Below are 25,160 nucleotides of genomic sequence, written 5' to 3' on the forward strand. Positions count from 1 at the left end.
GAGCGTCAAGGAGCCGGCAAGCCGGCTCCTTGTTTGATTACCAATCTATCGAATAGGTCATGCTCAAGGTACGCCCTTCGGCGTTGGGGTAGGGCGCTCTGGCGTTGGCCTGGGCGAACAGGTTGACGTATGTGCGGTCGGTCAGGTTGTACACCCCGCCTTCCAGGCGACCGACCGGCAAGTCCACGGAGCCGAGCAGGTCCACCAGCGTATAGCCTTCGATGTCGCGCCCGTTGTTGTCCTTGGCGGCGGCGTCGTAACTGGCCAGGTGCATGCCTTGCAGACGCAGGGAGTAGTCGTCTTCGGTGTAGCCGACGAACAGCGTGGTCTTGGCCGGAGAAATGCGTGTCGCCGGCAGATCGATCCATTTGCCGTTCTGCTGGGTTTCGCCTTTGGCCCAGGCATAGGTGCCACCCACCGACCAGTGATCGGTAGCGCGGTAGGTCAGGCTGTTTTCGATGCCGCGAACCCGCTCCTTCTGGTTGATCAGACGCAAGACACGTTCATTGGCATCGTAGAACTGAGTCACGTCCGAGGTGTTTTCATAGACGGTGACGTCGGCCTGCCACTGGTCCCAGTCACCGCGCCAACCCAGCTCGTAGCTATCGACCTTGATGGCCTGGGCGTTGAGGCTCTGGATGTCGAAGGTGCTGTTCACGTCACGCAAGAAGCGCTGGATGTCCGGCAGCGAAAACCCCTGGCTGTAATTGGCGAAGACGTCCTGATGTTCACTCAGGTGATAGACCGCGCCCAGGTTATAGAGCGTGGCATCGTATTTGAGGGTGTCACCGGGCAGGATGGCGCGTACGCCGGTCTGGACGATCTGACCGTAGGCGATGCTGTCGGAGACATCGCTTTCGATCCATTCGCGGCGCACGCCGCCACGCAAGGTCCAGTCTCCGATGTCCCAGGACATCTGCCCGAACAGCGCCTTGGTGGTGGTTTCGATATCCGGGCCCAACTCGTAAGTGGTGCCGGTCTTGGTGTAGGTCAGCCCATTGAGGGTGTATTGGTCACCGCGCTGGCGGGACCGTTCGTGATCATAGTCGGCGCCCCAGACCAGGTTGCCCGTGGCGCTGCCGATGGCCGGCAACGGCGTGTCGATGGCTGCACGCAGGCCGTACACATCCTGCACGCTGTTGTTGTCGGAGATCCCGGCCTTGCCCCGCGACAGGTCCGGAAAGAACAGCGCGTCGGCCCGGCGCCAGTAGCTTTCCACTTGCAGGCCCTGGCCGTAGAAGTCGTTGTCGGTGTAGTTGAGGTTGGCCGCCTGGTTATGGGTGTAGGGCTGGTCGTCGAGTTTCAGTCCTTTGACCGCCACGGCCTCTTGCCGGTTGTTCGGGTCTTTTGTGTAGCCGGTGTCCTGCTGGTCCTTGTAGTCCTGCAGCGACAGGCTGAGTTTTTTGTCGGCATCCAGTTCGTAACCGAAACGACCTTGCAGGTCATAGGTGTCGGTGTCCATGTTGCTGCCCTGGGACGTGTCCTGAGGGATGCGATTGCCGTTGCCGTCGTACTGATCGTTGCGCTGGGTCAGGTCGGCGGACACATACCAGTCCAGGGCATCCTTGCGCCCGGTCGCACTCTGAAAGGCCTCGTAGGCGAAACCCTTGCTGTTGAGGTTGTTGCCGGTGGTCAGGCCCAGTTTACTGCTGTAGGCGAGGTCCTGACCCTGATTGCGCTTGGTGATGATGTTGATGATACCGCCGGAAGCACCGGCGCCATAAATGCTGCTGGCGCCGGAAACCACCTCGATACGTTCGATACTGGCCGGTGCGATGCTGTTGAGCTGGCGGAAGTTGTCACGCGTGGCGTTCTGCGACACGCCGTCGATCAACACCAGCATGTTGCGCCCGCGCAGGGTCTGGCCGAAGTTGCTCATCCCGCCGCTGGACGGCGCCAGGCCGGGAACCAGTTGCCCCAGGATGTCGGAGACCCGACGCCCGGCGCCACTCTGTTGGCGGATCTGTTGTTCGTCGATCACCTGGACCGAGCCTGGAATCGAGGCAATGGTCGCTTCACTGCGCGTCGCGGAAACGACGGTGGCCTGCATGTTTAAGGTGCCGGGTTGCTGGTCGGTGTCTTCGGCCCAGGCCTGGGCGCCGACGGAGCCGAGCAACGGAATCAACAGGGAAAGTTTGGTTCGGGTCATGAGGTGGTCTTTTTTTAGTCGTGATAAGTGTGGGCAGATACGATTGCGGGGGCAGGTGTGGAGCTGAAAGAGCGCACCCAGCGGATCCCGATGGCGGCCAGTGCGTAGGTCAACGCTACCAACCAGAAACTGTGGGCCAGCCCGACCAGCCCCATGCCGATCCCGCCGAGGACGGCACCGAGCAGAGCGCCAGCCTTGGCCGCGCTGTTGCCCAGGCCGAGGGCAAAACCCTGCTGGCTTGAAGACACGGTGTTGGCGATCAGCGCATAGGCGACGGGGAGCAGTGCGCCTTGCCAGATGCCCCAGACCAACCGGCTGACGAGAAAACCCAGCCATTCGCTGGCCAGTGCCGTGGCCGCGAGCGTCAGGGCGCAGAGCCAGGCAACGCCTTCGATGACGCGCAAGGTGTAAGCCGGCTGCCAGCGGTCGAACAGACGCCCCCACAGCGGTGCGGAGATGGCCAGGGTCGCGGCGCTCGCCGCGTAAGTAGCGCCAATCAGCCAGCCTGGCGCGCGCAGAATGTCGGCGACGTACAGCGCGTAGAAGGGTTGCGGCATCATCTTCGCGGTTTGAATCAACACGATCACCAACAGGATTCCACTGAGCCAGCCTTTAGGCAGGGCCACAGGCGCAACCGGTTTCTTCGTCGAGGCACGCGCCTTGTCGGCCGGCAGGAAAAAGCTCCCCAGTGCACACACCAGGCAAATCGCCGACGCGCCATAACAGAGCAGGGCAAACCCCGAGATGTCCATCAGCCAGCCACCCAGTACCGGGCCGATCAGCGAGCCGACGGCGGTTGCCGACTGCAGGCGGGCCAGGGTGTGACCGCGCCGGGAGCTGTCGCAACAGGTCAGGGCATAGGCTTGCGCGGCGGCGAGAAAACCGGCCAATGCGCCTTGCATCACGCGAATGCCCACCAGCAGCCACGGGTCGAGGGTAATCGCCGCCAGCCCCTGGCACAGCGCAAGTGCCAGCAACGCCCGAACGATCATCGGCTTGTGTCCGGTGCGATCACCCAACCGTCCCCACGCTGGCGTCAGCAGCATGGCCGCCAGCATCGGGCCGGCATACACCAGCGCCGATAGCAGTGCGGTGTAGCCGGCGCCCTCTGGTCCAAGCAGATGCTGGATCTGCAAGGGCCAGAACGGGCCGCTCATTTCCATGGCGCCCATGGAGACAAACTGGATGACGATCAGCAGTCGTAATGCACGACCATCAGCGAGCATTGGCGTTGGTTCGCAGCGGATTACTCAGGCGTCCGACGATGTCGGCGTGGCTGTCGTGCAAGCGCATGCGCATGAACGATTTGGCCGGCCAATCCTGTTCCAGCAGGGCGTGACGCTCGCTTTCCCAGCGCGCCGGTTCGACGTGCTCGCGCACGTTCTCGAAGCACTGTTCAACGTGCATGGCCAAGCGATCCCAAAGGCTGTTTTCCGGCACATTCCAGTGGCGGGCGCAGAGCAACGTCAACTCACCGAGGTGGCACATGAACGTGGTGTGCAGGAGCTTGTCGCGGACAAAACCGGCGTCGTCGAACAGGGTCATTTTCGGATCGTGCAGCTGGATATCCAGACCCTTGGCGTGCAGGGTTTTGCGATCAATGCGAATGTCGCCGAAGTCTCGCAGCAGCAGCCGATTCAACTGCCCGTCAGCACCCATCACCATGAAGCTGTTTTGCTGGTGCGCTTCGAACGCCACGCCATACATCAGGTAGATGCCCAGCAGGCTCGGGACGGCAATCGACAGGTAATCATCGAAGAACGCCAGCATGGCCTCGCTGTCGTCACGGCCCTGAGCCAGTTGCACCCAGTCACGCAGCAACGGTTGTTCGAATTCGTTGACGGCGAACAGGCTGCCGACCGGCACGGCCAGTTCGCCTTCTTGCAGCAGGGTCAGCGGGTTGTCGCGGTACAACACGGCGGCATGCCGGGACCGTTCGTCATTGGCCGGTTGTGGCGCGTAATGAACGCCGATGCGCTCCGGCACGATGTTCAACAGGCGTTGAATCTGCGGTTCATGATCGAGAATCTGCAATATCAGTTGGCTGATGCGCGGTCCCATCCGGGCCGAGCGCGGCGATACGGTGCGCTGTACGCTGGTCAGTCGCAAGGCCACCGGCAGTTTGACCATCGGCGCAACGCGGCTGGCCTCAGGTACGACCGTGCGGAAGGACATGGTCGGGTGGCCGGTGAAGGCAACGATGTCGGTGACGATCAGCAGGTTGTCGGCGATCTCGCCGGCAAACGAATTGGACAGTTCTTGATTGACTTGCCATGGGTGCGACGGCAGCGGGAGATAGTCCGCTGCCTCCAGGCCCCGTTGCTGCAAATGGTGCTGCAATTGTTCAGCGGCCTGCGGGAAGTGGCCCTGCCACCAGTCCCAGTAATCGGCGGTGCCGGCCAGTGACTCGACGTGTGCGTACTGACGGTGCAGGGCGCACAGCAGAATCGGAAAACTCGCTTCGAATTCCGGCGAGAACGCGATGACCTGTGCAGCGCTCAAGCCCAGTTTGGTCTTGTAGTTCGGATGCCAGGGGTGGCCGAGCGTGCCCCACTGTTCGAGCAATGACGTCGGGTTCTGATGGTCGGGGCTGGCTTTGAGCCAAGCGAGTAAGTTGTCGTCGTGCTCGGTGTCGATCTGCTCTCTCAGGCGCTCGGTCCATCCATGGTGGAACGCCAGGCACAGGGTGTCGTTGCTGTAGCTATCGTCCAGTTCGCGGGCCAGACGTTCCAGTACCTGCGGGGAGGCGGGCGGGTTGAGCTGAGTGCCGAGGTGAGCGAGCAGTTCGCTGGGCAACTGGATTTTGTGGGGCAGGCTGTCGGGGGTGTGCAGGACGATGCTGCCGCGAACGTCCCAACTGTTCATTCTTCCGCTCGACAGGTGATCGAAGCAAAGCCGCGCACCGTCGCCAAGCGGCAACCAGCAACGGCTGTTGTCGTCGTATTCGCAGGCGTCAGGGTTGATCAGGCCTTCGCGAAACAGCGCCTGGATCAGGCGTTGGAAGCTGCGCTGCGCGGCGGGCTCCAGGGCATTGCTCAAATGGTCGAGGGTGATGCGTTGGGACTGGAAGGCCGGAGTGCCGAGAGCTTCGCTCCAGTTTGAGAGCAATTGCTGCTGTTTTTGCGTGTAAGCGCGCATCGAGTCCGACTCCTTCTGGACAGTGATTTAGCTAAGTGCGCGCAGAGAATACATTTTCAAAATATTAATGCAAATGATAGCAATTACTACTTATGACATTAGGGGTCGCCTTTTCAGGGGCTGGCCAGGGGTTTGCTCAAGACCATGTAGCGCTCTCCCACCTTTCGCGCATATTCCTCCAGCACTTGCTGACACAACGTCACAATCTCCTCGACCCATTCCACGCCCACTCGCCACGACACCACCACCTGCAGGTCGGGTGGTCGCTGATCGATGTCCAGCAGGGTCAGTTCACCCCGTGCCAGCTCTTCGGCCACCAGCACCGGAGGCAACGCGCCGATGCCAAAGCCGTCGCGCAGCAGCCGGGTAATCGCCGACACCGAGTTCACACAATTCAGCCGTGGCGCCGTCACGCCATTGGCCTGCATCAGGGCGAGCACTTGCTGATGCGGGTGAGAGTTTTTCGAGTAGGTAATGATCCGCTCTTTCGCCAGATCGGCGACGCCTGAATACTCACGGTTGTACAGGGAGTTGCTGGCGGCAATCCAGCCCATCGGGTGGCTCGCCAGTTCCAGGCTGCGCACGCTTTCCTGGCGCAGCAGGTCGGTTTGCAGGATCACATCGAGGAAGCCTTTTTGCAGCTGATCGCAGAGGTTGAGCGAGGTATCGGCCACCAGCTCGATTTCCACCAGTGGGTAGTGATCGGTCATCTGCGCCACCAGCGGGCTGAGCCAGGTGTGGATCACTGTGTCCATCACGCCGATGCGCACCCGTCCGGCCTTGCTCGAGCGGGTCTCGATCGACTGCTTGAGTGCCTGCATGGTGTCCATCATCTGCTCGGCGTAATCGAGCACCTTGAGGCCTTCGGGCGTCAGGCTTACGCCGCGTGAATCCCGCAGAAACAGCTTTACCCCGAGCTCGCCTTCAAGCACTGCGATGCGGCTGGAAATCGAGGCCTGGGTGGTGAAGAGCTTGTCGGCGGTCAGGCGAAAACTCTTGAGTCGGGCGACCCAGACAAAGGTCTCGAGAAACTTCAGGTTCATGGGATAAAGATTTCTTATGTCTAAGGCGGGTTTTTATTAGTTGGACGCAGCAGGGGCACGCGTCCAAAAATCGGCGCATCCGGTTCCCACGATAGGCGTCGTCGGGGCTCAGAACAATACCAATAAAATCAGCGCGGAGATTTGCCATGAGTGCGCCCGACACCCCCTTCATTCCGAAAGCCTCGGCCCGCCCGGGACCTTTCGACTGGTATCGCAACATCAATCAGCAGGAACGCCGCACCTTCTGGAGCTGCAAGATCGGCTATGGCCTGGACGGCATGGACACCCAGATGCTCAGCTTCGTGGTGCCGACCCTGATTGCCATGTGGGGCATCACCACCGGCCAGGCCGGGCTGATTCACACCAGCACGCTGATCGCTTCGGCCATCGGTGGCTGGGTGGCGGGGATTCTGTCCGACCGCATCGGTCGTGTGCGCACCTTGCAACTGACCGTGCTGTGGTTTGCCTTCTTCACCTTCCTCTGCGGCTTTGCCCAGAGCTACGAGCAACTGCTGATTGCCCGCACGTTGATGGGATTCGGTTTCGGCGGCGAGTGGACGGCCGGAGCGGTGCTGATCGGCGAAGTGATTCGTGCCCAGGACCGTGGCAAGGCGGTGGGCATGGTGCAGTCCGGCTGGGCGCTGGGTTGGGGGCTGACCGCGATTCTATATGCGCTACTGTTCTCGGTATTGCCACCGGAAGACGCCTGGCGCGCGCTGTTCATCCTTGGCATCGTGCCGGCGATTTTCGTGATCTTCGTTCGCCGACTGGTGAAAGACCCGGAAATCTACCGTGAGGCCAAGGCTAAACAGGAGCCGAGCAATCCGTCGAAGTTCTACGAGATCTTCGCCCCCGGCATGCTGTTCACCACGATTCGCGCTTCGTTGCTGACCACCGGCGCGCTGGGTGGCTACTACGCGATCACGTCCTGGTTGCCGACTTTCCTGAAAAACGAGCGCGGTTTGAGCGTACTCGGCACAGGCGGTTATCTGGCAATGGTGATCGTCGGGTCCTACGTCGGTTATGTCATCAGCGCCTATTTGACCGACATCCTCGGACGCAAAAAGAACTTCATCCTGTTCGCCGTGGGCTCGTTCACCATTGTCTTGCTGTACACCCAACTGCCGGTCAGCAATGGCGTGATGCTGTGGCTGGGCTTTCCGCTGGGCTTCTTCGCCTCGGGGATTTTCAGCGGCATGGGCGCATTCCTGACCGAGTTGTTCCCTACACGCATTCGCGGTTCGGGCCAGGGTTTCTGCTACAACATCGGCCGGGCGCTGGCGGCGTTGTTTCCGCTGCTGATCGGCCTGCTCAGCCAGACCGTGCCACTGAGTGTAGGCATCGGTGCCTTTGCGGCGGTTTCCTACGGCGTGGTGATCCTCGCGGCCCTGAGCCTGCCAGAAACCCGTGGCAAGCAACTCGACGCCCAGTAACTGATAACCTGCGGGGCTGTCTTATAGATATGTCCCTCAGCTGAAAAGAATAAAGCCTACAGGAGTGTTCAGTGTGAGCCGCCTGCTATTGAACTGCGACATCGGCGAGAGTTTCGGCAGCTGGACCATGGGTCTGGACGCGGAAATCATGCCCTTCATCGATTGCGCCAACATCGCCTGCGGTTTTCACGCCGGCGACCCGAGCATCATGCGCAAGACTGTCAGCCTGGCCCTCGGCCACGGTGTGCAAGTTGGTGCGCATCCGGCCTATCAGGACCTGGTGGGGTTCGGCCGTCGCTCCATGGCCTATGCCACCCAGGAACTTCAAGACATCCTGCATTACCAGATCGGCGCCCTCGACGGTATCTGCCGGGCCCAGGGCGGGCGGGTCAGCTACGTCAAACCCCATGGCGCGATGTACAACGACATGATGGCCAACCCGACACTGCTGCGCGCTGTGCTGCAAGCGGTAGCGTCCTATGACCGCAACCTGCCGTTGATGTTGATGGCCACCCGCGACAACAGCGCCGCCCAACAACTGGGCGATGAATACGGCGTGACCCTGTGGTTCGAGGCCTTTGCCGACCGTGCTTATGACAGCGCCGGCAGGCTGGTGTCACGACAACTGCCGGGAGCGGTGCATCACGACCCGGAAACAATCATCGGGCAGGCACTGACCATCGCCCGTGGCGATCCGCTCACCGCCAGCGACGGCAGTGCCCTGCATTTGCAGGCCAATACCTTGTGCGTGCACGGCGACAACGCCAGTTCGGTCGCTGCCGTGCAACGTATCCGTGAAGCCTTGAACCGGCAGAGCGCGTCATGAAGCTGCGGGTAGAGGTTGTGGCGCTGGATTGCCTGATGGTGCGCCTGTTCGATGAAATTGCCGAAACCAACATGCCGTGGATGCTGGCGGCCAGTGAAAGTCTGCGCGCGGCATTCGCCGGGCATCTGATCGATCTGGTGCCGTCCTACACCACCTTGATGGTGCATTACGACTTGAACGCACTGAGTCCCGCCCAGGCCCGCGAGTTGATTGCCCTGGCACTGATCGATCTGTCGCCCAATGCGCGTACGCGCGGTACCTGCCATGTATTGCCGGTGTGGTACGACTTGAGTGTCGGGCCGGAGCTGAGCCTGTTGTCGCAACGCAGCGGATTGGCGGTGGAGGAGGTGATCCGTCGTCACTGCGAGCGTGAGTACCAGGTGTTTGCCCTGGGCTTTGCGCCGGGCTTCGCCTTCATGGGGTTGGTGGAGGAGGTGCTCGCCGCGCCGCGTCTGAACACGCCACGCAAGAAAGTCGCCGCCGGCAGTGTCGGCATCGCCGAACGACAAACGGCGGCCTACCCGGTGGTGTCGCCGGGGGGCTGGAATTTGATCGGCCGCACGCCGACCAAATTGTTCGATCGCAACCGTGACGGCTACAGCTTGATGCAACCCGGTGACACCGTAAGGTTCGAAGCGGTCGGCCATGCCGAATTCATTAACCTGGGCGGTGACGATACGCCACTGGAGGCCCAGGCATGAGCCGTCTGATGATTGAAGCGAGTACGGCGCTGTGCCTGTTGCAGGATGCCGGCCGATTCGGCGTGCGGCATCTGGGCGTGACCCAGGGCGGAGCGGCCGATTGGCGTTCGATGTCTTGGGCCAACTGGCTGTTGGGCAACGGACTGGATGCGTCGGTGATCGAAATCACCCTCGGCGGGTTCACCGTCGTTGCCGAGGATGATTGCGTACTGGCGCTGGCCGGAGCGGATTTGGGTGCGCAGGTGGATGGCGAGGCGCTGGCGCCTTGGCGCAGTTTCAGGTTGCACAAAGGTCAGCGTTTGCAATTCACCCGGCCGCTACTCGGTGCCCGGGCCTATCTGGCGGCGCCGGGTGGGTTTGATGCACCGAAAGTGCTGGGCAGCAGCGCGACGGTGGTGCGTGAGGAACTCGGCGGCCTGGACGGAATGGGCCATGCGCTGGGTAAAGGCGCGTCCTTGAGCTACTCGGGGAACTCGCTGGTATTGCTCCGGGAGTTGCCGGGCCAATGGGTGCCGGATTTCACCGGTGAGCCATTGCTGGATCTGGTGCTCGGTGCGCAGATTGGCGAGTTTGGCGGGCAGAGCCTGTTCGATGCGTTCAACAGCGTGTGGAGCGTCGACAGCCGAGCCGACCGGATGGGCATTCGCCTGTTGGGCACGGCGCTGCAGTACCAGGGCCAACCGATGATTTCCGAAGGTATTCCGTTGGGGGCAGTCCAGGTGCCGCCCGACGGGCAGCCGATTGTGTTGCTCAACGATCGACAGACCATTGGCGGTTATCCGCGATTGGGAGCGTTGACGCCGTTGGCGCTGGCGAGGCTGGCGCAGTGTTTGCCGGGGGCGAAGGTGCGGTTGCGGCCGGTGGTGCAGGAAATGGCGCATCGCGAACAGGTCGAGTACTTGCAGCGTTTCACTCACCGCTAAAAGCTTCGTCGGATCGCCGCCCGGAGCAAGCCCGCTCCCACATTTTATCTGTGTCGTGCACAAAACCAATGTGGGAGCGGGCTTGCTCGCGAAGAGGCCTTCACAGGCGACGAATTTCTACTTGGACAAAAACCGCATCCCTTCCTCCAACCCACGAAGAGTCAACGGATACATCTGGTCCTCGATCAAATCCCGCACGATATTGGTCGACGAGGTATAGCCCCAGGTGTCCTTCGGATACGGGTTGATCCAGATGAGCTTCTTGTACTTCTCCTTGAACCGCTGCATCCACACGTAACCGGCTTCTTCGTTCCAGTGCTCGACGCTGCCGCCCGCCTGGGTGATTTCATACGGCGCCATGGCGGCGTCACCGATGAAGATCACTTTGTAGTCGGCACCGTACTTGTGCAGCAGGTCCATGGTTGACGTGCGCTCGGAGGTGCGGCGCATGTTGTTCTTCCACACCGATTCATAAATGAAATTGTGGAAGTAGAAGTACTCCAGATGCTTGAACTCGGTCTTGCAGGCCGAGAACAGCTCCTCGCAAATCTTCACATGGGCGTCCATCGAGCCGCCGATGTCGAACAGCAGCAATAGCTTGACGGTATTGCGCCGCTCCGGTCGCATCTGGATGTTCAGCAGGCCGGCATCCTTGGCGGTGTGGTCGATGGTGCCATCGATATCGAGTTCTTCCGCCGCGCCCTGACGGGCGAATTTGCGCAAGCGACGCAGCGCGACCTTGATGTTGCGCGTACCCAGCTCAACCGAGTCGTCGAGGTTCTTGTATTCGCGCTGGTCCCAGACCTTGGCCGCCTTGCCCTGGCGTTTGCCGGCATCACCGACCCGAATGCCTTCCGGGTTGAAACCGCCGGAGCCGAACGGGCTGGTGCCACCGGTGCCAATCCACTTGTTGCCACCGGCGTGGCGTTCCTTCTGTTCTTCGAGGCGTTTCTTGAACTCTTCGATCAGCTTGTCCAGGCCACCGAGGGACTGGATTGCCGCCCGCTCTTCGTCGGTCAGCGAACGCTCGAATTCCTTGCGCAGCCAGTCTTCCGGGATCAGTGCCTGCAGGTGGTCGTCGAGCTTTTCCAGGCCATTGAAGTAGGCGCCGAAGGCCCGGTCGAACTTGTCGAAATGCCGTTCGTCCTTCACCAGGATCGCCCGGGACAGGTAATAGAACTCGTCCATGTCGGCGAAGGTCACGCGCTGTTTCAGCGCGTTGATCAGGTCCAGCAGCTCGCGCACCGAGACCGGCACCTTGGCTGCGCGCATTTCATTGAACAGGTTGAGCAGCATGGCATCAGCCTCTTAGCGGGTGCCGCGACGGCTCATGAACGCCAGACGCTCCAGCAGTTGCACGTCCTGTTCGTTCTTGACCAGCGCACCGGCCAGCGGCGGGATAGCCTTGGTCGGATCGCGCTCGCGCAGCACCGCTTCGCCGATGTTGTCGGCCATCAGCAGCTTGAGCCAGTCCACGAGCTCGGAGGTCGAAGGTTTCTTCTTCAGGCCCGGCACCTTGCGCACGTCGAAGAACACGTCCAGCGCTTCGCTGACCAGGTCTTTCTTGATGTCCGGGTAGTGCACATCGACGATCTTTTGCAGGGTGGTGCGGTCGGGGAAAGCGATGTAGTGGAAGAAGCAGCGGCGCAGGAAGGCGTCGGGCAGCTCTTTTTCGTTGTTGGAGGTAATGATGATGATCGGACGTTTCTTGGCCTTGATGGTTTCGTCGATCTCGTAAACGTAGAACTCCATCTTGTCGAGTTCTTGCAGCAAGTCGTTGGGGAACTCGATGTCGGCCTTGTCGATTTCGTCGATCAGCAGGATCACCCGCTCTTCGGATTCGAAGGCTTCCCAGAGCTTGCCCTTTTTCAGGTAGTTGCGTACGTCGTGGACTTTTTCGTTGCCCAGTTGCGAGTCGCGCAGGCGGCTGACCGCGTCGTACTCGTACAGGCCCTGGTGGGCCTTGGTGGTGGACTTGATATGCCAGGTGATCAGCTTGGCGCCAAAGGATTCGGCCAGTTGCTCGGCGAGCATGGTCTTGCCGGTGCCCGGTTCGCCCTTGACCAGCAATGGCCGCTCCAGGGTGATGGCGGCGTTGACCGCCAGCTTCAGGTCATCGGTGGCGACGTAGGCCTGGGTGCCTTCGAACTTCATCTGCTAATCCTCGAACGGTAACGCCGACCTGAACGAGGCAGGGCGGGGGCGCAATAAAATGGTCAGCCCTGACTATAACGCGCTGCCCGGTCGACTGTGAACGCAGACGGCTTATTCAGTCTCTGAATGGGGCGTCACATCTTGACTCAGTCTCGGTTACTGGCCAGCATAGAGATATCGCCATTTTGGCGATAGCATGCCGGGCATGTCTACAAAATACCGATTTCGAGATACATACCGCATTCAGTTGCGCGAAAAGGATCATCCACCGCCACACGTTCATCTGACGGGTGGCGGGCTGGACGTCATGTTGAGCCTGGAAACTGTCGAAGTGATGGTGGGCAAGGCGCCGCCGCTGATTCTCAGGGAAGCTCTGGAGTGGGTCAGAGCTCACCAGACTCAATTGCTGGAGGATTGGAAACGATGCTACCCATGAAACGACCACGGCTATCGGCAGTGCAAGCGTTGTCGGATTATCGTCTGGCGCTGACATTTATCGATGGCCAGCAGCTGCTGCTCGATTTGAGCCGCGACCTGCATGTCTATCCAGGCCTGCAACCTTTACAGGGCGTTGCTTTTGAGTATGTAGCGTTGGGTGACGATGGCTGGAGTGTCGAATGGCCTGAACTTGATATCCAGATTGGTGCAGATACTCTCTACCTGGATGCCTTGGCGCAAAATGCAGCCGACGAGAACACCCGAATCTTTATCGATTGGCGTGCTCGCACCGGGTTGCCGCTAAATCAAGCGGCTGAAGCGCTGGGGGTCAGTACCCGTAGCATCACCCGATACAGCAGTGGTCGCGAAGCGGTGCCGCGATCGTTGGCCTTGGCCTGCCTGGGGTGGGACTTCCTGCAACAGCAAACGAATTCATCCCGTGCGGCAGAAGACACCGGCCGGTACATCGTCACGCGCAAAAGTTAGCCAGCATCCGGTTGGGGTCGCTCATACCGCGCATTGAATGCCTGGATGAAACCATTGCGTAAAATCTGTAAAAAAGCCTGGAATGCGCTGACATCTTTCTGATGCACGTTGCCCTTGAGTTCAACCCGTGTCGCAAACTGGTTTTTGCCCTGGTTTTTCAGGACGGTCTCGGTACCGCCGACGAGGGCCTCCCAAATCGAGCGGAACAGTCCTTTGTCCTTGTTTTGTACATCCTGCTGCCAGTTGAACACATCAACATCGCGCAGCAGTGGCTTTATATAGCCGGTCAGTCGCCCCTTGCTGGCCGAGGCTTCGATCACCACGTCGCCATGGCCGGCATTGAAGTCGAACTTGCCGTAGGCCGCGGCGAAGTCGTTCAAACGCTTGAGTTCGATATCCGTGGTGCGCAAGCGAAACTCGAAGTCTTCGAAGTCGCTCAAGGGATCGAAAGTGGCCGTGGTTTCCAGTGGCGCGTGCCCCAGCAGCAGGGCTTTACCTTTGAAGCGCGCATCACGCTTGCCTTTGGTGTCGACCACGTTGGTCAGGTTGTAGATGTTGGCATCCACTTTTGTGGCATTCATGTTTACGGGTGGTTTGGAGTTGAAGTTGCGAAAACTGATCTTGCCATCGTTGATCTGCACTTCGTTCAGGGTAATGGGCAGTAGCTTGCCTAGTTGCGCGCGCCAGTCGGTACCCTCGCCGGTCTGGGAGTTTTTCTTGTTGGCCCCGCCGTCGACGAAGTTGATCTCGGGATTGATGAACTGCACTTCGGCCACTACCGCCCGGTCGTACCACAGCGAATGCCAACTGACCGAGAGGTCGATCAACGGCGCGTTGACGAAAGGCACTGGAACCTTGCCATCGATCTTGACGATTTTCAGTCCGTTGATTTTGTAGGCCCCGCGCCACAGGGCCAGGTCCACGTCGGTGATCTGGCCACGGTAGTCGCCCATGTTCGCCAGCCGCTCATTGAGGTAGTCGCGCACCAGATAGGGCAAGGCGATGTGGAGCGTTATCAGCAACACAACGAGGCCGATGAGGGTTAGCAGGGGCCAACTGTATCGACGTTTCATGGCGGCAAATCTCTGGCGATCTAAAGCCATTGACTGCACTGATAAGCGGACGTTCGACCTGACTGGACGCCTGCGGGCAAGAGGGCTTACCTTGATGCCCTATTTCAATGCTGTCGTTAAGGACCCAGCCATGAGCCGCATTTTCGCTGACAACGCCCACTCCATCGGCAACACGCCTCTGGTGCAGATCAATCGCATTGCGCCGCGTGGTGTGACCATCCTGGCCAAGATCGAAGGGCGCAACCCCGGTTACTCGGTAAAGTGCCGGATCGGCGCGAACATGATCTGGGATGCCGAGGGTAGCGGCAAACTCAAACCGGGCATGACCATCGTCGAACCCACCTCCGGCAATACTGGCATAGGCCTTGCCTTCGTGGCCGCCGCCCGGGGCTACAAGCTGATGCTGACCATGCCGGCGTCCATGAGTATCGAACGCCGCAAGGTGCTCAAGGCACTGGGCGCCGAACTGGTGTTGACCGAGCCGGCCAAGGGTATGAAGGGAGCGATCGAGAAAGCCGGTGAAATCGTTGCCGGCGACCCGTCGAAGTACTTCATGCCGGGGCAATTCGACAACCCGGCCAACCCGGCCATCCACGAAAAAACCACCGGCCCGGAAATCTGGAACGATACCGACGGCGCGGTCGACGTGCTGGTGGCAGGCGTCGGAACCGGTGGAACCATCACCGGGGTTTCACGGTATATCAAGAATACCCAGGGCAAACCGATACTCTCGGTGGCGGTGGAACCCGTGGTGTCTCCGGTGATCACCCAAGCCCTGGCCGGTGACGAAATCAAGCCGAGCCCGCACAAGATCCAGGGCATCGGTGCCGGTTTTGTGCCGAAGAACCTCGATTTGTCGATTGTCGATCGGGTGGAGCTGGTCAGTGACGAAGAGTCCAAGGCCATGGCCTTGCGCTTGATGCAGGAAGAAGGAATCTTGTGCGGGATTTCCTGCGGTGCCGCCATGGCAGTGGCCGTTCGGCTGGCCGAGACCCCGGAAATGCAGGGCAAGACCATCGTGGTGATTCTTCCGGATTCCGGTGAACGTTACCTGTCGAGCATGCTGTTCAGTGATCTGTTTACCGAACAGGAGAATCAGCAGTAAGCACTAAACATTGGCCGATTGTGGCTGGCGGTGATGGCTGAGGCGTTATCGCTGGTTGCGATCCATTGAACTGGTCCGGTTGATGATGGATTACATCAGCCAGCGTTCAGGCACCTTATGTTAATAAATGCTTTGTTGCACATTCATTAACATTGAATGTTGAAAAGTGCAGGTTTTCACCGGGTCGGTAGTGTTTATCATACTGGCAGCCATGTCGGGCAATAGACGTGGTGCAGTGCAGTCTATCTTCAAAGGAGTTGTTGATGACCTTATCGGTTGCCGCGAAGGCATCGTTGTTGTTGCTGTTTCTCGGCAGCACCCTCTATGTGCATTTGCGTGGTAAGGCGCGCCTGCCGGTTCTGCGCCAGTTCGTTAACCATTCGGCACTGTTCGCCCCCTATAACGCCTTGATGTACCTGTTTTCCGGTGTGCCTTCGAAACCGTATCTGGATCGCAGCAAGTTCCCGGAACTGGATGTGCTCAAGGACAACTGGGAGGTGATTCGCGATGAAGCGATGCACTTGTTCGACGAGGGGTATATCCGCGCGGCGGCAAAGAACAACGACGCCGGTTTCGGATCGTTCTTCAAGAAGGGCTGGAAACGTTTCTATCTCAAGTGGTATGACAAACCGCTGCCTTCCGCCGAGGTCTTGTGTCCGAAAACCGTGGAACTGGTCAACAGCATTCCCAGCGTCAAAGGTGCAATGTTCGCGCTGCTGCCGGGCGGCAGCCACCTCAACCCGCATCGTGATCCGTTTGGCGGCTCCCTGCGTTATCACCTGGGCCTGTCCACCCCCAATTCCGATGCTTGCCGCATCTTTGTCGATGGGCAGGTTTACGCCTGGCGCGACGGTGAAGACGTGATGTTCGACGAGACCTACGTGCACTGGGTCAAGAATGAAACGGAAAAGACCCGTGTCATTCTGTTCTGCGATATCGAGCGTCCACTGAGCAATCGCTTCATGACCCGAGTCAATCGCGGTGTCAGCACCTGGTTGGGTCGCGCCACAGCCCCTCAGAACCTGGACGACGAGCGTGTGGGGGGGATTAACCGGGTCTATGCCTGGAGCAAGAGTTCCAGTGATAAATTCAGTGGCGTGGTCAAGCAATTGAAGCGGCGCAACCCCAAGGCCTACCGCGTACTACGTCCGGTGCTGGCGGTGGCGGTGGCGACGTTGTTGGGGTATTGGTTGTTCGGCTGAAGCCGTAGACAGAATAAAAAACCGCTCGTTGTGAGCGGTTTTTTATGGATCTTCACGTAATCCCTGAGTGCTCCTCCACCGCACAATGCGGACTCTGTGCCGACTGTCGTTGCCGAGTCGTTGCAATCCATGTCGTACGCTGGTTATAGTCGGCGCACGGTGAGTTTCGGACTCACTTTTTATCCTTCGAGAAAAGATCAGCCCAATGCCTGCATCCCTCATCAACGCGGTAGTCGATTCAGCGGTCAACGCTGGCGTCGTGCCGTGCGGGAATCAGCAGCCCGGGCAGATCAGTCATTACCCCCCACCTGTCAGTAGCACGCCGGTGTGCGCAGTCGTATCACCGCCAGGCGTTGGCATTTCGGGCTGATCAGCTGCTTTGTGCTGTTCCCCTGCCTGCCTGGAAAAACTACTGAATTTCAGCTTCGGCTGAGTTGGCTTTTTGCCTGACTACAGGTGGTCTTCATGTTTGTCCTTTCGAAAAAGTCCGCGCTCGCGGCGGCGTCCACGAGCCTGTTCGTTCTGCTGTGGAGCAGCGGGGCGATTTTCTCCAAATGGGGGCTTGCCCACGCGTCGCCCTTCGCCTTCCTGATGTTTCGTTTCGTCATCGCCCTGGGCGGCCTGGCGTTGCTGGTGCCGTTGCTCAAGCTGAAGTTGCCCGCGGGTGGCAAGCCGATGCTGTATGCGATGGCCACCGGCGTGGTGTTGTTGGGGGCGTATCAGATTTTCTATCTGCTGGCCCTGGACCTTAAAGTCACGCCTGGGGTGATGGCGACCATCATGGGCGTGCAGCCGATCCTCACCGTGGTGCTGATGGAGCGCCAGCGTTCCTGGAGCAGGATGTTCGGCCTGGCCCTGGGGCTGACCGGGTTGGTCATGGTGGTCTATCAGGGCATCGGGCTGGCCGGGATGTCGCTGGTCGGGATGCTTTTCGGTCTGCTGGCGCTGGCGAGCATGACCTTCGGTTCGATCATGCAGAAACGCATCACCGACAATCCCCTCGGCACACTGCCGGTGCAGTATCTGGCCGGACTGCTGTTGTGCGGGATTTTCGTACCCTTCCAGCCGTTTCACTTCGAGCACGGCAGCGGTTTCATCCTGCCGGTGCTATGGATGGGGCTGGTGGTGTCGGTGCTGGCGACACTGTTGCTCTACCGCTTGATCGCCCGGGGCAATCTGGTGAATGTCACCAGCCTGTTTTACCTGGTGCCGGCGGTCACGGCGGTGATGGACTATCTGATCTTCGGCAATCGCCTGGCGCTGTTGAGCCTGTTCGGTATGCTGTTGATCATCGTCGGTCTGGTGTTTGTGTTCCGTAAAACCGCGTAATTGCGGGCAAACCCGGGAAGGCCTGGAGCAATGCTCCAGGCCTTTGTGATTTTTGGCGTCTGATCAGCCGCCTTCGCGGGCAAGCCCGCTCCCACAGTGATTGATGTCGTACACGGATTTTGCGTACAACACGGAACCCTGTGGGAGCGGGCTTGCTCGCGAAGGCGTCATCCACAACACCACAACTCTATCGATTAGCCGCCAAAGCTGGTTTCACCACAGCCGGCTTCAACACCAGCCACAACGCCAGCGCAATCAACAACCCGCCATAGATATGCGCCAACGACAGCGGCTCATCGAGAAACAGCGCCCCCCACAACACGCCGAATAGCGGGATCAAAAAGGTCGTAGTCATCGATTTCACCGGACCAATCGAGCTCAGGAGCCGGAAGTAAATAATGTACGCAAACGCCGTGCATCCCAGACCCAACCCCAGCAACGAGAGCCAGACACTCCAGCCGCCCCAGCTTGCGGGTGGCTGGCTGATCACGCTGTAGCCGAACAGCGGCAGCAGGAACAACGTCGCGCCGAGCATGCTGCCCAGTGCCGACAAACGGCTGTCCAGGCCACCGGCCTGATCGAGCCAGCGGCGGGCCAGAAACCCCGCAAATCCGTAGCAGGTGGTCGCAAGCAGGCAGGCGACGGCACCCATCAGCAGTTCCATATCGAACGCCACCGGCCCGGCACGGGTCAGCACGCCCACGCCGAACAGCCCCAGAAACACGCCGCCAAGTTTGGCGCCAGTGAGCCTTTCATGGAAAAACAGGCCGCCGATCAGCACGCCCATCAAGGGTGTCGTGGCATTGAAGATCGACGAGTAACCGGCCGGCAGCACCTGCGCGGCCACCGAATAGAGCGTCGCCGGAATTCCGGAGTTGATCACCCCGAGCAGCATCACGGTCTTGAGTTTGCCCTTGAAATCCCAACTGATGCGCATCAGCCCAAGAATCACCAGCAGTCCGGCAGCGGCTATCGATACTCGGAAAAAAGCGGTAGGAATGCTGCCAATCACCGGGGCGATGATGCGCATGAACAGAAAACTCGCACCCCAAATGGCCGCCAGGGACAGTAAACGGAAAATATCGACGGGGTTCACAGCGAGGTCCTTCCTTGGGGGAGGGGCGAAAGTGTTGCTGAGTGTGTGATCGATGGCAACCGAAAACCGGGCATTTAATTCGGCTGGAAAATTACGCTTCTCCTGCACCCGGTTCACTGGCTAAGCTCAAGCCTCCCGAATTCCCGAAGAGGTCTCACCATGCCGCAGCAATGGCCAGCCGCCGACATCGCCCGCTTGATACTCGATGGCTTCGACGATTACCGCGAGCATTTTCGCCAGATCACCGACGGCGCCCGGGCCCGCTTCGAACAGGCCAGGTGGCAGGAAACGCAGACGGCGTCGGCGGCACGGATCAATCTGTACGAAGACAAGGTCGGTGAAACGGTGGAGCGACTGCGCACCGCGTTTGACGCCGACACCCTGGACGTCAGCTGCTGGCCGCTGGTCAAAAACGCCTACATCAGCCTGATCGACCTGCGTTTTGACGATGAACTGTCCGAGACCTGGTACAACTCGATCTTCTGCGGGCTGTTCAGCCATGACCTGATCAGCGACGGTTGCATGTTCATCCACACCACCCGGCCGAGCCTTCGCCGTGCCCGGGCCGCGCAAACCCGCACCTACAAGCCGCAAGGCCAATTGTCGGCGATGCTCGCCAGCATCTTCGCCGACTACCGCTTCAGCGAGGACTACGCCGACCTGGCCGGGGACCTGAAGCGCCTCGAAGCGCAACTGCGCGAAAATCTGCCGGACTGGGTGTGCAAAGACCCGGAGCTGAGTGTCGAGCTGTTTTCCTCGGTGCTGTACCGCAATAAAGGCGCGTACCTGGTGGGGCGCATCTACACCGCCGACGAGCAATGGCCGCTGGCAATTCCATTGCTGCACCTGGAGGGTCGCGGCATCCAGATCGATGCGCTGATCACCGATGAGGCGGACGTATCGATCATCTTCTCGTTCACCCGTTCGTATTTCATGGTGGATGTGCCGGTGCCTGCGGAGTTCATCGGCTTCCTGCGGCGTATTCTGCCGGGCAAGCACATTGCCGAGCTGTACACCTCGATTGGCTTCTACAAGCACGGCAAGTCGGAGTTCTATCGGGCGCTGATCAATCACCTGGCCAACACCGACGACCAGTTCATCATGGCCCCAGGCGTGCGCGGCATGGTCATGAGCGTGTTCACCCTGCCGGGTTTCAACACCGTGTTCAAAATCATCAAGGACCGTTTCTCGCCGTCGAAAAACGTCGACCGCGCCACGGTGATCGAAAAGTACCGCCTGGTGAAAAGCGTCGACCGCGTCGGGCGCATGGCCGATACCCAGGAATTCGCCGATTTCCGTTTTCCGCTGAGCAAGTTCGATCCGGCGTGCCTGGAGGAGCTGCTGGAAGTCGCGCCGTCCACGGTGTCGGTGGAAGACGATACGGTGCTGATCCGCCACTGCTGGACCGAGCGCCGCATGACCCCGCTGAACCTCTACCTGGAACACGCCAACGAGGCGCAGGTGCGCGAGGCCCTGGAAGACTACGGGCTGGCGATCAAGCAACTGGCGGCGGCCAACATCTTTCCCGGCGACATGCTGCTAAAGAACTTCGGTGTCACCCGTCACGGTCGGGTGGTGTTCTACGACTACGACGAGATCTGCTTCCTCACCGAGGCCAACTTCCGCCATATCCCGCAACCCCGCACCCCGGAAGATGAAATGGCTTCCGAACCCTGGTATTCGATCGGGCCGCTGGATGTGTTCCCGGAGGAGTTTCCGCCGTTCCTGTTTGCCGATTTCGGGCAACGCAAGTTGTTCGATCAACTGCATGGCGAGCTGTACAACGCCGATTACTGGAAGAGCCTGCAGGAAGCGATTCGGGCGGGGAAGGTGATTGATGTGTTTCCGTATCGGCGTAAAGGCCTCGATAACGAGTAGGAGCTGCCGCAGGCTGCGATCTTTTGATTTTGTTTTTCAGACGCGTCGACAAGATCAAAAGATCGCAGCCTTCGGCAGCTCCTACAGGGGAACCAGCCAATCCATGCCAAATCTGCGACAATCCGCACCCTGCGCCACTAGACGACTGAATTGCGTACCCGATGACCGACGAATCGCCCTCCATCGACAAACTGCTGAAAAACCTCGATCACGCCATGCTCGCCGACCGCCACCGGCTGCGGCGGCAGTTGCTTGAGCTTCGCAAGAAAACCGACGAGGCCAAACTGGGCCAGTGGGTGACGCGGATGCAGGCGTCCTGCGAGCAGGTGTTGGCGCGCAAGGCCAGCCTGCCGGTGATTCGTTACGACGACAGCCTGCCGATCGCCGCCAAGCGCGACGAAATCAAGAAGGCGCTGGAACAACACCAGGTGCTGATCATTGCCGGTGAGACCGGCTCGGGTAAAACCACTCAGTTGCCTAAGATTTGCCTGGAAATCGGTCGCGGCCAGCATGGCCTGATCGGCCACACCCAGCCTCGACGGATCGCTGCGCGCAGCGTCGCCAGCCGTGTCGCCGAAGAACTCGGCACGCCGCTGGGCGCGCTGGTCGGTTATCAGGTGCGCTTCGAGGATCAGAGCGATTCCAGCACCCTGATCAAGCTGATGACCGATGGCATCCTGCTGGCGGAAACCCAGAACGACCGCTATCTGGAACGCTACGACACGATCATCGTCGACGAAGCCCACGAACGCAGCCTCAACATCGACTTCCTGCTCGGTTACCTGAAAACCCTGCTGCCGCGTCGTCCCGACCTGAAGGTCATCATCACTTCGGCGACCATCGACCTGGAGCGTTTCTCCAAGCACTTCGATGACGCGCCGATTGTCGAGGTATCCGGCCGCACCTACCCGGTGGACACCTGGTATCGCCCGCTGACGCTTGAGCAGGACGAAGAGGGCAACCGCGTCGAGGACGACCTGACGGTGGATCAGGCGATCCTCGCCACCCTCGACGAAATCGCCGCTTATGAGCGCAGTGAACGCCGCAGTCCCGGTGACGTGTTGGTGTTCCTGCCCGGCGAGCGCGAGATTCGCGACGCCGCCGACATGCTGCGCAAGGCCCAGCTCAAGCACACCGAAATCCTGCCGTTGTACGCGCGGCTGTCGCCGGCCGAGCAGCAGCGGATTTTCCAGTCGCACCCGGGCCGTCGCGTGGTGCTGGCAACCAACGTCGCGGAAACCTCGCTGACCGTGCCGGGCATACGTTATGTGATCGACAGTGGCACCGCGCGCATCAGCCGCTACAGCTACCGGGCCAAGGTCCAGCGCCTGCCGATCGAAGCCATTTCCCAGGCCAGCGCCAACCAGCGTAAAGGTCGGTGCGGACGGGTCGAGCCGGGCATTTGCGTGCGCCTGTACAGCGAAGAGGACTTCCTCGGTCGCCCGGAATTTACCGATCCTGAGATTCTGCGCACCAACCTTGCGGCGGTTATTTTGCAGATGCTGCACCTGCGCCTCGGCGAGGTCAGCGAGTTCCCGTTCATCGAGCCGCCGGATGGCAAGGCCATCAGCGACGGTTACAACCTGCTGCAAGAACTCTCGGCAGTGGACCGCAACAGCCAGTTGACCCCGCTCGGTCGGCAACTGGCGCGCCTGCCGGTGGACCCGCGCATGGGCCGCATGCTGCTCGAAGCGGCGAAGCTCGGCAGCTTGCAGGAAGTGCTGATCGTCGCCAGCGCCATGTCGATCCAGGACCCGCGCGAGCGTCCGCCGGAGCGTCAGCAAGCAGCGGATCAGGCCCACGCCCAGTGGAAAGACGCCGACTCGGATTTCGCCGGGCTGGTCAATCTGTGGCGCGGTTTCGAAGAGCAGCGCCAGGCGCTGACTGCCAGTCCGCTGCGTAACTGGTGCCGCAAGAATTTCCTCAACTACCTGCGCCTGCGCGAGTGGCGTGACTCCCATCGCCAATTGAGCCTGATCTGCCGCGACATGCAGTTGAGCCTCAATAAAGAGCCGGCGGACTATCCGAAACTGCACAAGGCGGTGCTGGTGGGGTTGCTCAGCCAGATCGGGCAGAAAACCGAAGACGGCGATTACCTTGGCGCCCGTCAGCGGCGCTTCTGGATTCATCCGTCCTCGGGCATCGGCAAGAAGCGCCCGCAGTGGCTGATGACGGCCGAACTGGTGGAAACCACCAAGCTATATGCGCGTATGGTCGCCAAGATCGACGCCGACTGGATCGAGCCGCTGGCCGGTCACCTGATCAAGAAAAACCACTTCGAACCCCACTGGGAGAAGAAGCGCGGTCAGGTCGTAGCGTTCGAGCAGATCACCCTGTTCGGCTTGATCGTGGTCGGGCGCCGGCCGGTGCATTACGGCCCGATCGACCCGGTGGTGTCCCGCGAGTTGTTCATCCGCGAAGCGCTGGTGCGCGGCGAAATCCAGTCCAGGGCCAAGTGCCTGACGGCCAACAAGCAATTGCTGGAACAGCTCGACGAACTGGAAGCCAAGGCCCGTCGTCGCGACATCCTCGCCGACGAAGAAACCCTGTACGCCTTCTACGACGCGCGGCTGCCGGCGGAGATCCACCAGACCGCGACCTTCGACAGCTGGTATCGGATCAACAGCCAGAAAGACCCGCAGCTGCTGATCATGCGTGAAGAAGACGTGCTGGCCCGTGAAGCCAGTGAAGTCACTGCCCAGCACTACCCGGATACGCTGCACATCGGCGATCTGGAATTGGCCCTCAGCTACCACTTCGAACCGAATCACCCGCGCGACGGCGTGACCCTGCGCGTGCCGGCACCGTTGTTGCCGATGCTGCCGCCGGAACGCCTGGAATGGCTGGTGCCGGGTGTCATCGAGGCCAAGTGCATTGCCCTGGTGCGCAACCTGCCGAAGGCACTGCGCAAGAATTTCGTGCCAGTGCCAGACTTCGTCAAGGCGGCCTTGCAGCGCATGACCTTTGCCGAGGGTTCTCTGCCCCAGGCCCTGGGTCGCGAACTGCTGCGCATGACCGGTGCCCGCGTCAGCGATGAAGCCTGGGCCGAGGCGGCACAGCAGGTCGAAAGCCATCTGCGGATGAACCTGGAAATCGTCGATGCCCAGGGCAAGTTCCTCGGTGAAGGTCGCGATCTGGCTGAACTGACTGCGCGTTTCGCCGAGGCCAGCCAGGCAGCATTGGCCGTGCCGCAAACCGCGAAGAGCCAGCAGCCGGTGGAGCCGAAAGTGTTCGCCGCGGTGGCCGAGAAAACCCAGCAGAAGATCGCCGGGCTGTCGATGACGGTCTACCCGGCGCTGGTGGAAGAGGGCGGGACGGTCAAGGAAGGGCGTTTTTCGACCCCGGCCGAGGCCGAGTTCCAGCATCGCCGTGCCTTGCAACGCTTGCTGATGCAGCAACTGGCCGAACCTGCCAGGTTCCTGCGTGGCAAGTTGCCTGGCCTGACCGAACTTGGCCTGCTGTACCGCGACATGGGCCGCGTCGATGCGCTGGTGGAAGACATTCTGCTGGCCAGTCTCGACAGCTGCATTCTTGAGGGCGAAGACCCGCTGCCCCGTGATGGCGCCGGTCTGGCGTCCCTGGCTGAGCGCAAGCGTGGCGCCTGGACCGAGCACGCCGAGCGTGTGGCGAAGCTGACCCTGGAAATCCTCAAGCTCTGGCATGGCCTGCAAAAACGCTTCAAGGGCAAGATCGACCTGGCGCAAGCCGTGGCCCTGAACGACATCAAGCAGCAACTCAGCCACCTGGTGTATCCGGGGTTTGTCCGGGAAACGCCGATGCAGTGGCTCAAGGAATTGCCGCGTTACCTCAAGGCGATCGAGCAGCGCTTTGAAAAAATCGCTGCCCAGGTGCAGCGCGATCGGGTGTGGAGCGGTGAGTTGAGCGGGCTGTGGACGCAATACCAGACCCGCGCCAACAAACACGCCCAGGAAGGCAAGCGCGACCCGCAGTTGGAGTTGTATCGCTGGTGGCTGGAGGAATATCGGGTTTCGTTGTTCGCCCAGCAATTGGGGACCAAGGTGCCGATCTCCGACAAGCGATTGAACAAGCAGTGGAGCCAGGTCGAGCCCTGAACCCGAGGTTGGCGCAATACCTGTGGGAGCGAGCTTGCTCGCGATAGGGCCATTACATTCAACATCTATGTTGCATGTCAGGCCGCCATCGCGAGCAAGCTCGCTCCCACAGG

Annotated in this window: 19 protein-coding genes; 11 read left to right on the forward strand and 8 right to left on the reverse strand. The window is 60.3% G+C overall.

What is annotated here, in order from left to right:
* Positions 1-37: 37 nt before the first annotated feature.
* The 4 genes from AB4O40_RS24685 to AB4O40_RS24700 form a co-directional block, all read right to left on the reverse strand.
* A complete protein-coding gene (locus AB4O40_RS24685; RefSeq protein WP_056721345.1) occupies positions 38-2,149 on the reverse strand; it encodes a TonB-dependent receptor in 2,112 nt (703 codons plus the stop codon).
* 14 nt (positions 2,150-2,163) lie between these two features.
* Positions 2,164-3,375 carry an MFS transporter gene (locus tag AB4O40_RS24690; protein WP_056721347.1) on the reverse strand — a complete coding sequence of 404 codons (1,212 nt, stop codon included), beginning with the start codon at positions 3,373-3,375 and terminating at the stop codon, positions 2,164-2,166.
* On the reverse strand, positions 3,365-5,287 hold the full coding sequence (locus AB4O40_RS24695) for an IucA/IucC family protein (protein WP_460057602.1): 1,923 nt from the start codon (positions 5,285-5,287) through the stop codon (positions 3,365-3,367). Before AB4O40_RS24695 ends, AB4O40_RS24690 begins: the two co-directional genes overlap by 11 nt.
* Positions 5,288-5,400: 113 nt before the next feature.
* Entirely contained in the window at positions 5,401-6,330 is a 930-nt protein-coding gene (locus AB4O40_RS24700) for a LysR family transcriptional regulator (RefSeq protein ID WP_056721351.1), read from the reverse strand.
* 146 nt (positions 6,331-6,476) lie between these two features.
* Here AB4O40_RS24700 and AB4O40_RS24705 point away from each other — a divergent pair, with 146 nt between their 5' ends.
* The 4 genes from AB4O40_RS24705 to AB4O40_RS24720 all read left to right on the forward strand — a co-directional run bounded on the left by AB4O40_RS24705 (position 6,477) and on the right by AB4O40_RS24720 (position 10,213).
* Entirely contained in the window at positions 6,477-7,763 is a 1,287-nt protein-coding gene (locus AB4O40_RS24705; protein ID WP_056721353.1) for an MFS transporter, read from the forward strand.
* 73 nt (positions 7,764-7,836) lie between these two features.
* Positions 7,837-8,589: a 5-oxoprolinase subunit PxpA gene (locus AB4O40_RS24710; protein WP_056721355.1), complete on the forward strand. Its 753-nt coding sequence runs from the start codon at positions 7,837-7,839 to the stop codon at positions 8,587-8,589.
* Positions 8,586-9,290: a 5-oxoprolinase subunit B family protein gene (locus tag AB4O40_RS24715; RefSeq protein ID WP_056721357.1), complete on the forward strand. Its 705-nt coding sequence runs from the start codon at positions 8,586-8,588 to the stop codon at positions 9,288-9,290. The genes AB4O40_RS24710 and AB4O40_RS24715 overlap by 4 nt, the downstream gene beginning before the upstream one ends.
* On the forward strand, positions 9,287-10,213 hold the full coding sequence (locus AB4O40_RS24720; RefSeq protein ID WP_223541611.1) for a 5-oxoprolinase subunit C family protein: 927 nt from the start codon (positions 9,287-9,289) through the stop codon (positions 10,211-10,213). The genes AB4O40_RS24715 and AB4O40_RS24720 overlap by 4 nt, the downstream gene beginning before the upstream one ends.
* 117 nt (positions 10,214-10,330) lie before the next feature.
* On the opposite strand, the gene AB4O40_RS24725 is transcribed toward AB4O40_RS24720, so the two are convergent.
* Positions 10,331-11,509, reverse strand: a complete 1,179-nt coding sequence (locus AB4O40_RS24725) for a vWA domain-containing protein (RefSeq protein WP_056721361.1) — start codon at positions 11,507-11,509, stop codon at positions 10,331-10,333.
* A 12-nt stretch (positions 11,510-11,521) separates the two neighbouring features.
* Complete coding sequence (locus AB4O40_RS24730) at positions 11,522-12,367, reverse strand: AAA family ATPase (protein WP_007911294.1); 846 nt, start codon at positions 12,365-12,367, stop codon at positions 11,522-11,524.
* A 205-nt stretch (positions 12,368-12,572) separates the two neighbouring features.
* On the opposite strand from AB4O40_RS24730, the gene AB4O40_RS24735 reads away from it, so the two are divergent.
* Both AB4O40_RS24735 and AB4O40_RS24740 read left to right on the forward strand, forming a co-directional pair.
* Positions 12,573-12,803: a DUF4160 domain-containing protein gene (locus AB4O40_RS24735; RefSeq protein ID WP_056721363.1), complete on the forward strand. Its 231-nt coding sequence runs from the start codon at positions 12,573-12,575 to the stop codon at positions 12,801-12,803.
* Positions 12,791-13,291: a DUF2442 domain-containing protein gene (locus AB4O40_RS24740; protein WP_460057595.1), complete on the forward strand. Its 501-nt coding sequence runs from the start codon at positions 12,791-12,793 to the stop codon at positions 13,289-13,291. The genes AB4O40_RS24735 and AB4O40_RS24740 overlap by 13 nt, the downstream gene beginning before the upstream one ends.
* On the opposite strand, the gene AB4O40_RS24745 is transcribed toward AB4O40_RS24740, so the two are convergent.
* Positions 13,288-14,364 (reverse strand): AsmA family protein, encoded by a 1,077-nt coding sequence (locus AB4O40_RS24745; RefSeq protein WP_056721367.1) that lies wholly within the window; start codon positions 14,362-14,364, stop codon positions 13,288-13,290. The genes AB4O40_RS24740 and AB4O40_RS24745 overlap by 4 nt on opposite strands.
* 130 nt (positions 14,365-14,494) lie before the next feature.
* Between AB4O40_RS24745 and cysK the strand changes: the two genes are divergently transcribed.
* The 3 genes from cysK to AB4O40_RS24760 all read left to right on the forward strand — a co-directional run bounded on the left by cysK (position 14,495) and on the right by AB4O40_RS24760 (position 18,000).
* Positions 14,495-15,469, forward strand: coding sequence for a cysteine synthase A (gene cysK, locus AB4O40_RS24750; RefSeq protein ID WP_056721369.1), 975 nt, complete (start codon positions 14,495-14,497; stop codon positions 15,467-15,469).
* Positions 15,470-15,732: 263 nt separating this feature from the next.
* Positions 15,733-16,671 (forward strand): aspartyl/asparaginyl beta-hydroxylase domain-containing protein, encoded by a 939-nt coding sequence (locus tag AB4O40_RS24755; RefSeq protein ID WP_056721371.1) that lies wholly within the window; start codon positions 15,733-15,735, stop codon positions 16,669-16,671.
* A gap of 465 nt (positions 16,672-17,136) precedes the next feature.
* Positions 17,137-18,000, forward strand: coding sequence for a DMT family transporter (locus tag AB4O40_RS24760; RefSeq protein ID WP_056721373.1), 864 nt, complete (start codon positions 17,137-17,139; stop codon positions 17,998-18,000).
* 187 nt (positions 18,001-18,187) lie between these two features.
* Here the strand turns inward: AB4O40_RS24760 and AB4O40_RS24765 are convergent, their stop codons facing one another.
* Positions 18,188-19,096 carry a DMT family transporter gene (locus AB4O40_RS24765; protein WP_056721375.1) on the reverse strand — a complete coding sequence of 303 codons (909 nt, stop codon included), beginning with the start codon at positions 19,094-19,096 and terminating at the stop codon, positions 18,188-18,190.
* A gap of 159 nt (positions 19,097-19,255) precedes the next feature.
* On the opposite strand from AB4O40_RS24765, the gene aceK reads away from it, so the two are divergent.
* Both aceK and hrpA read left to right on the forward strand, forming a co-directional pair.
* A complete protein-coding gene (aceK, locus tag AB4O40_RS24770; RefSeq protein ID WP_056721377.1) occupies positions 19,256-20,974 on the forward strand; it encodes a bifunctional isocitrate dehydrogenase kinase/phosphatase in 1,719 nt (572 codons plus the stop codon).
* A 161-nt stretch (positions 20,975-21,135) separates the two neighbouring features.
* A complete protein-coding gene (gene hrpA, locus AB4O40_RS24775) occupies positions 21,136-25,047 on the forward strand; it encodes an ATP-dependent RNA helicase HrpA (RefSeq protein ID WP_056721379.1) in 3,912 nt (1,303 codons plus the stop codon).
* Positions 25,048-25,160: the final 113 nt, after the last annotated feature.

The organism is Pseudomonas sp. S2_F07 (genome assembly GCF_054668325.1).

What these genes read in the sequence shown, in the direction of transcription:
- AB4O40_RS24685 (WP_056721345.1), bottom strand. Translation starts at nt 2,149, where the DNA reads ATGACCCGAACCAAACTTTCCCTGTTGATTCCGTTGCTCGGCTCCGTC.
- AB4O40_RS24690 (WP_056721347.1), bottom strand. Translation starts at nt 3,375, where the DNA reads ATGCTCGCTGATGGTCGTGCATTACGACTGCTGATCGTCATCCAGTTT.
- AB4O40_RS24695 (WP_460057602.1), bottom strand. Translation starts at nt 5,287, where the DNA reads ATGCGCGCTTACACGCAAAAACAGCAGCAATTGCTCTCAAACTGGAGC.
- AB4O40_RS24700 (WP_056721351.1), bottom strand. Translation starts at nt 6,330, where the DNA reads ATGAACCTGAAGTTTCTCGAGACCTTTGTCTGGGTCGCCCGACTCAAG.
- AB4O40_RS24705 (WP_056721353.1), top strand. Translation starts at nt 6,477, where the DNA reads ATGAGTGCGCCCGACACCCCCTTCATTCCGAAAGCCTCGGCCCGCCCG.
- AB4O40_RS24715 (WP_056721357.1), top strand. Translation starts at nt 8,586, where the DNA reads ATGAAGCTGCGGGTAGAGGTTGTGGCGCTGGATTGCCTGATGGTGCGC.
- AB4O40_RS24720 (WP_223541611.1), top strand. Translation starts at nt 9,287, where the DNA reads ATGAGCCGTCTGATGATTGAAGCGAGTACGGCGCTGTGCCTGTTGCAG.
- AB4O40_RS24725 (WP_056721361.1), bottom strand. Translation starts at nt 11,509, where the DNA reads ATGCTGCTCAACCTGTTCAATGAAATGCGCGCAGCCAAGGTGCCGGTC.
- AB4O40_RS24730 (WP_007911294.1), bottom strand. Translation starts at nt 12,367, where the DNA reads ATGAAGTTCGAAGGCACCCAGGCCTACGTCGCCACCGATGACCTGAAG.
- AB4O40_RS24735 (WP_056721363.1), top strand. Translation starts at nt 12,573, where the DNA reads ATGTCTACAAAATACCGATTTCGAGATACATACCGCATTCAGTTGCGC.
- AB4O40_RS24740 (WP_460057595.1), top strand. Translation starts at nt 12,791, where the DNA reads ATGCTACCCATGAAACGACCACGGCTATCGGCAGTGCAAGCGTTGTCG.
- AB4O40_RS24745 (WP_056721367.1), bottom strand. Translation starts at nt 14,364, where the DNA reads ATGAAACGTCGATACAGTTGGCCCCTGCTAACCCTCATCGGCCTCGTT.
- cysK (WP_056721369.1), top strand. Translation starts at nt 14,495, where the DNA reads ATGAGCCGCATTTTCGCTGACAACGCCCACTCCATCGGCAACACGCCT.
- AB4O40_RS24755 (WP_056721371.1), top strand. Translation starts at nt 15,733, where the DNA reads ATGACCTTATCGGTTGCCGCGAAGGCATCGTTGTTGTTGCTGTTTCTC.
- AB4O40_RS24760 (WP_056721373.1), top strand. Translation starts at nt 17,137, where the DNA reads ATGTTTGTCCTTTCGAAAAAGTCCGCGCTCGCGGCGGCGTCCACGAGC.
- aceK (WP_056721377.1), top strand. Translation starts at nt 19,256, where the DNA reads ATGCCGCAGCAATGGCCAGCCGCCGACATCGCCCGCTTGATACTCGAT.
- hrpA (WP_056721379.1), top strand. Translation starts at nt 21,136, where the DNA reads ATGACCGACGAATCGCCCTCCATCGACAAACTGCTGAAAAACCTCGAT.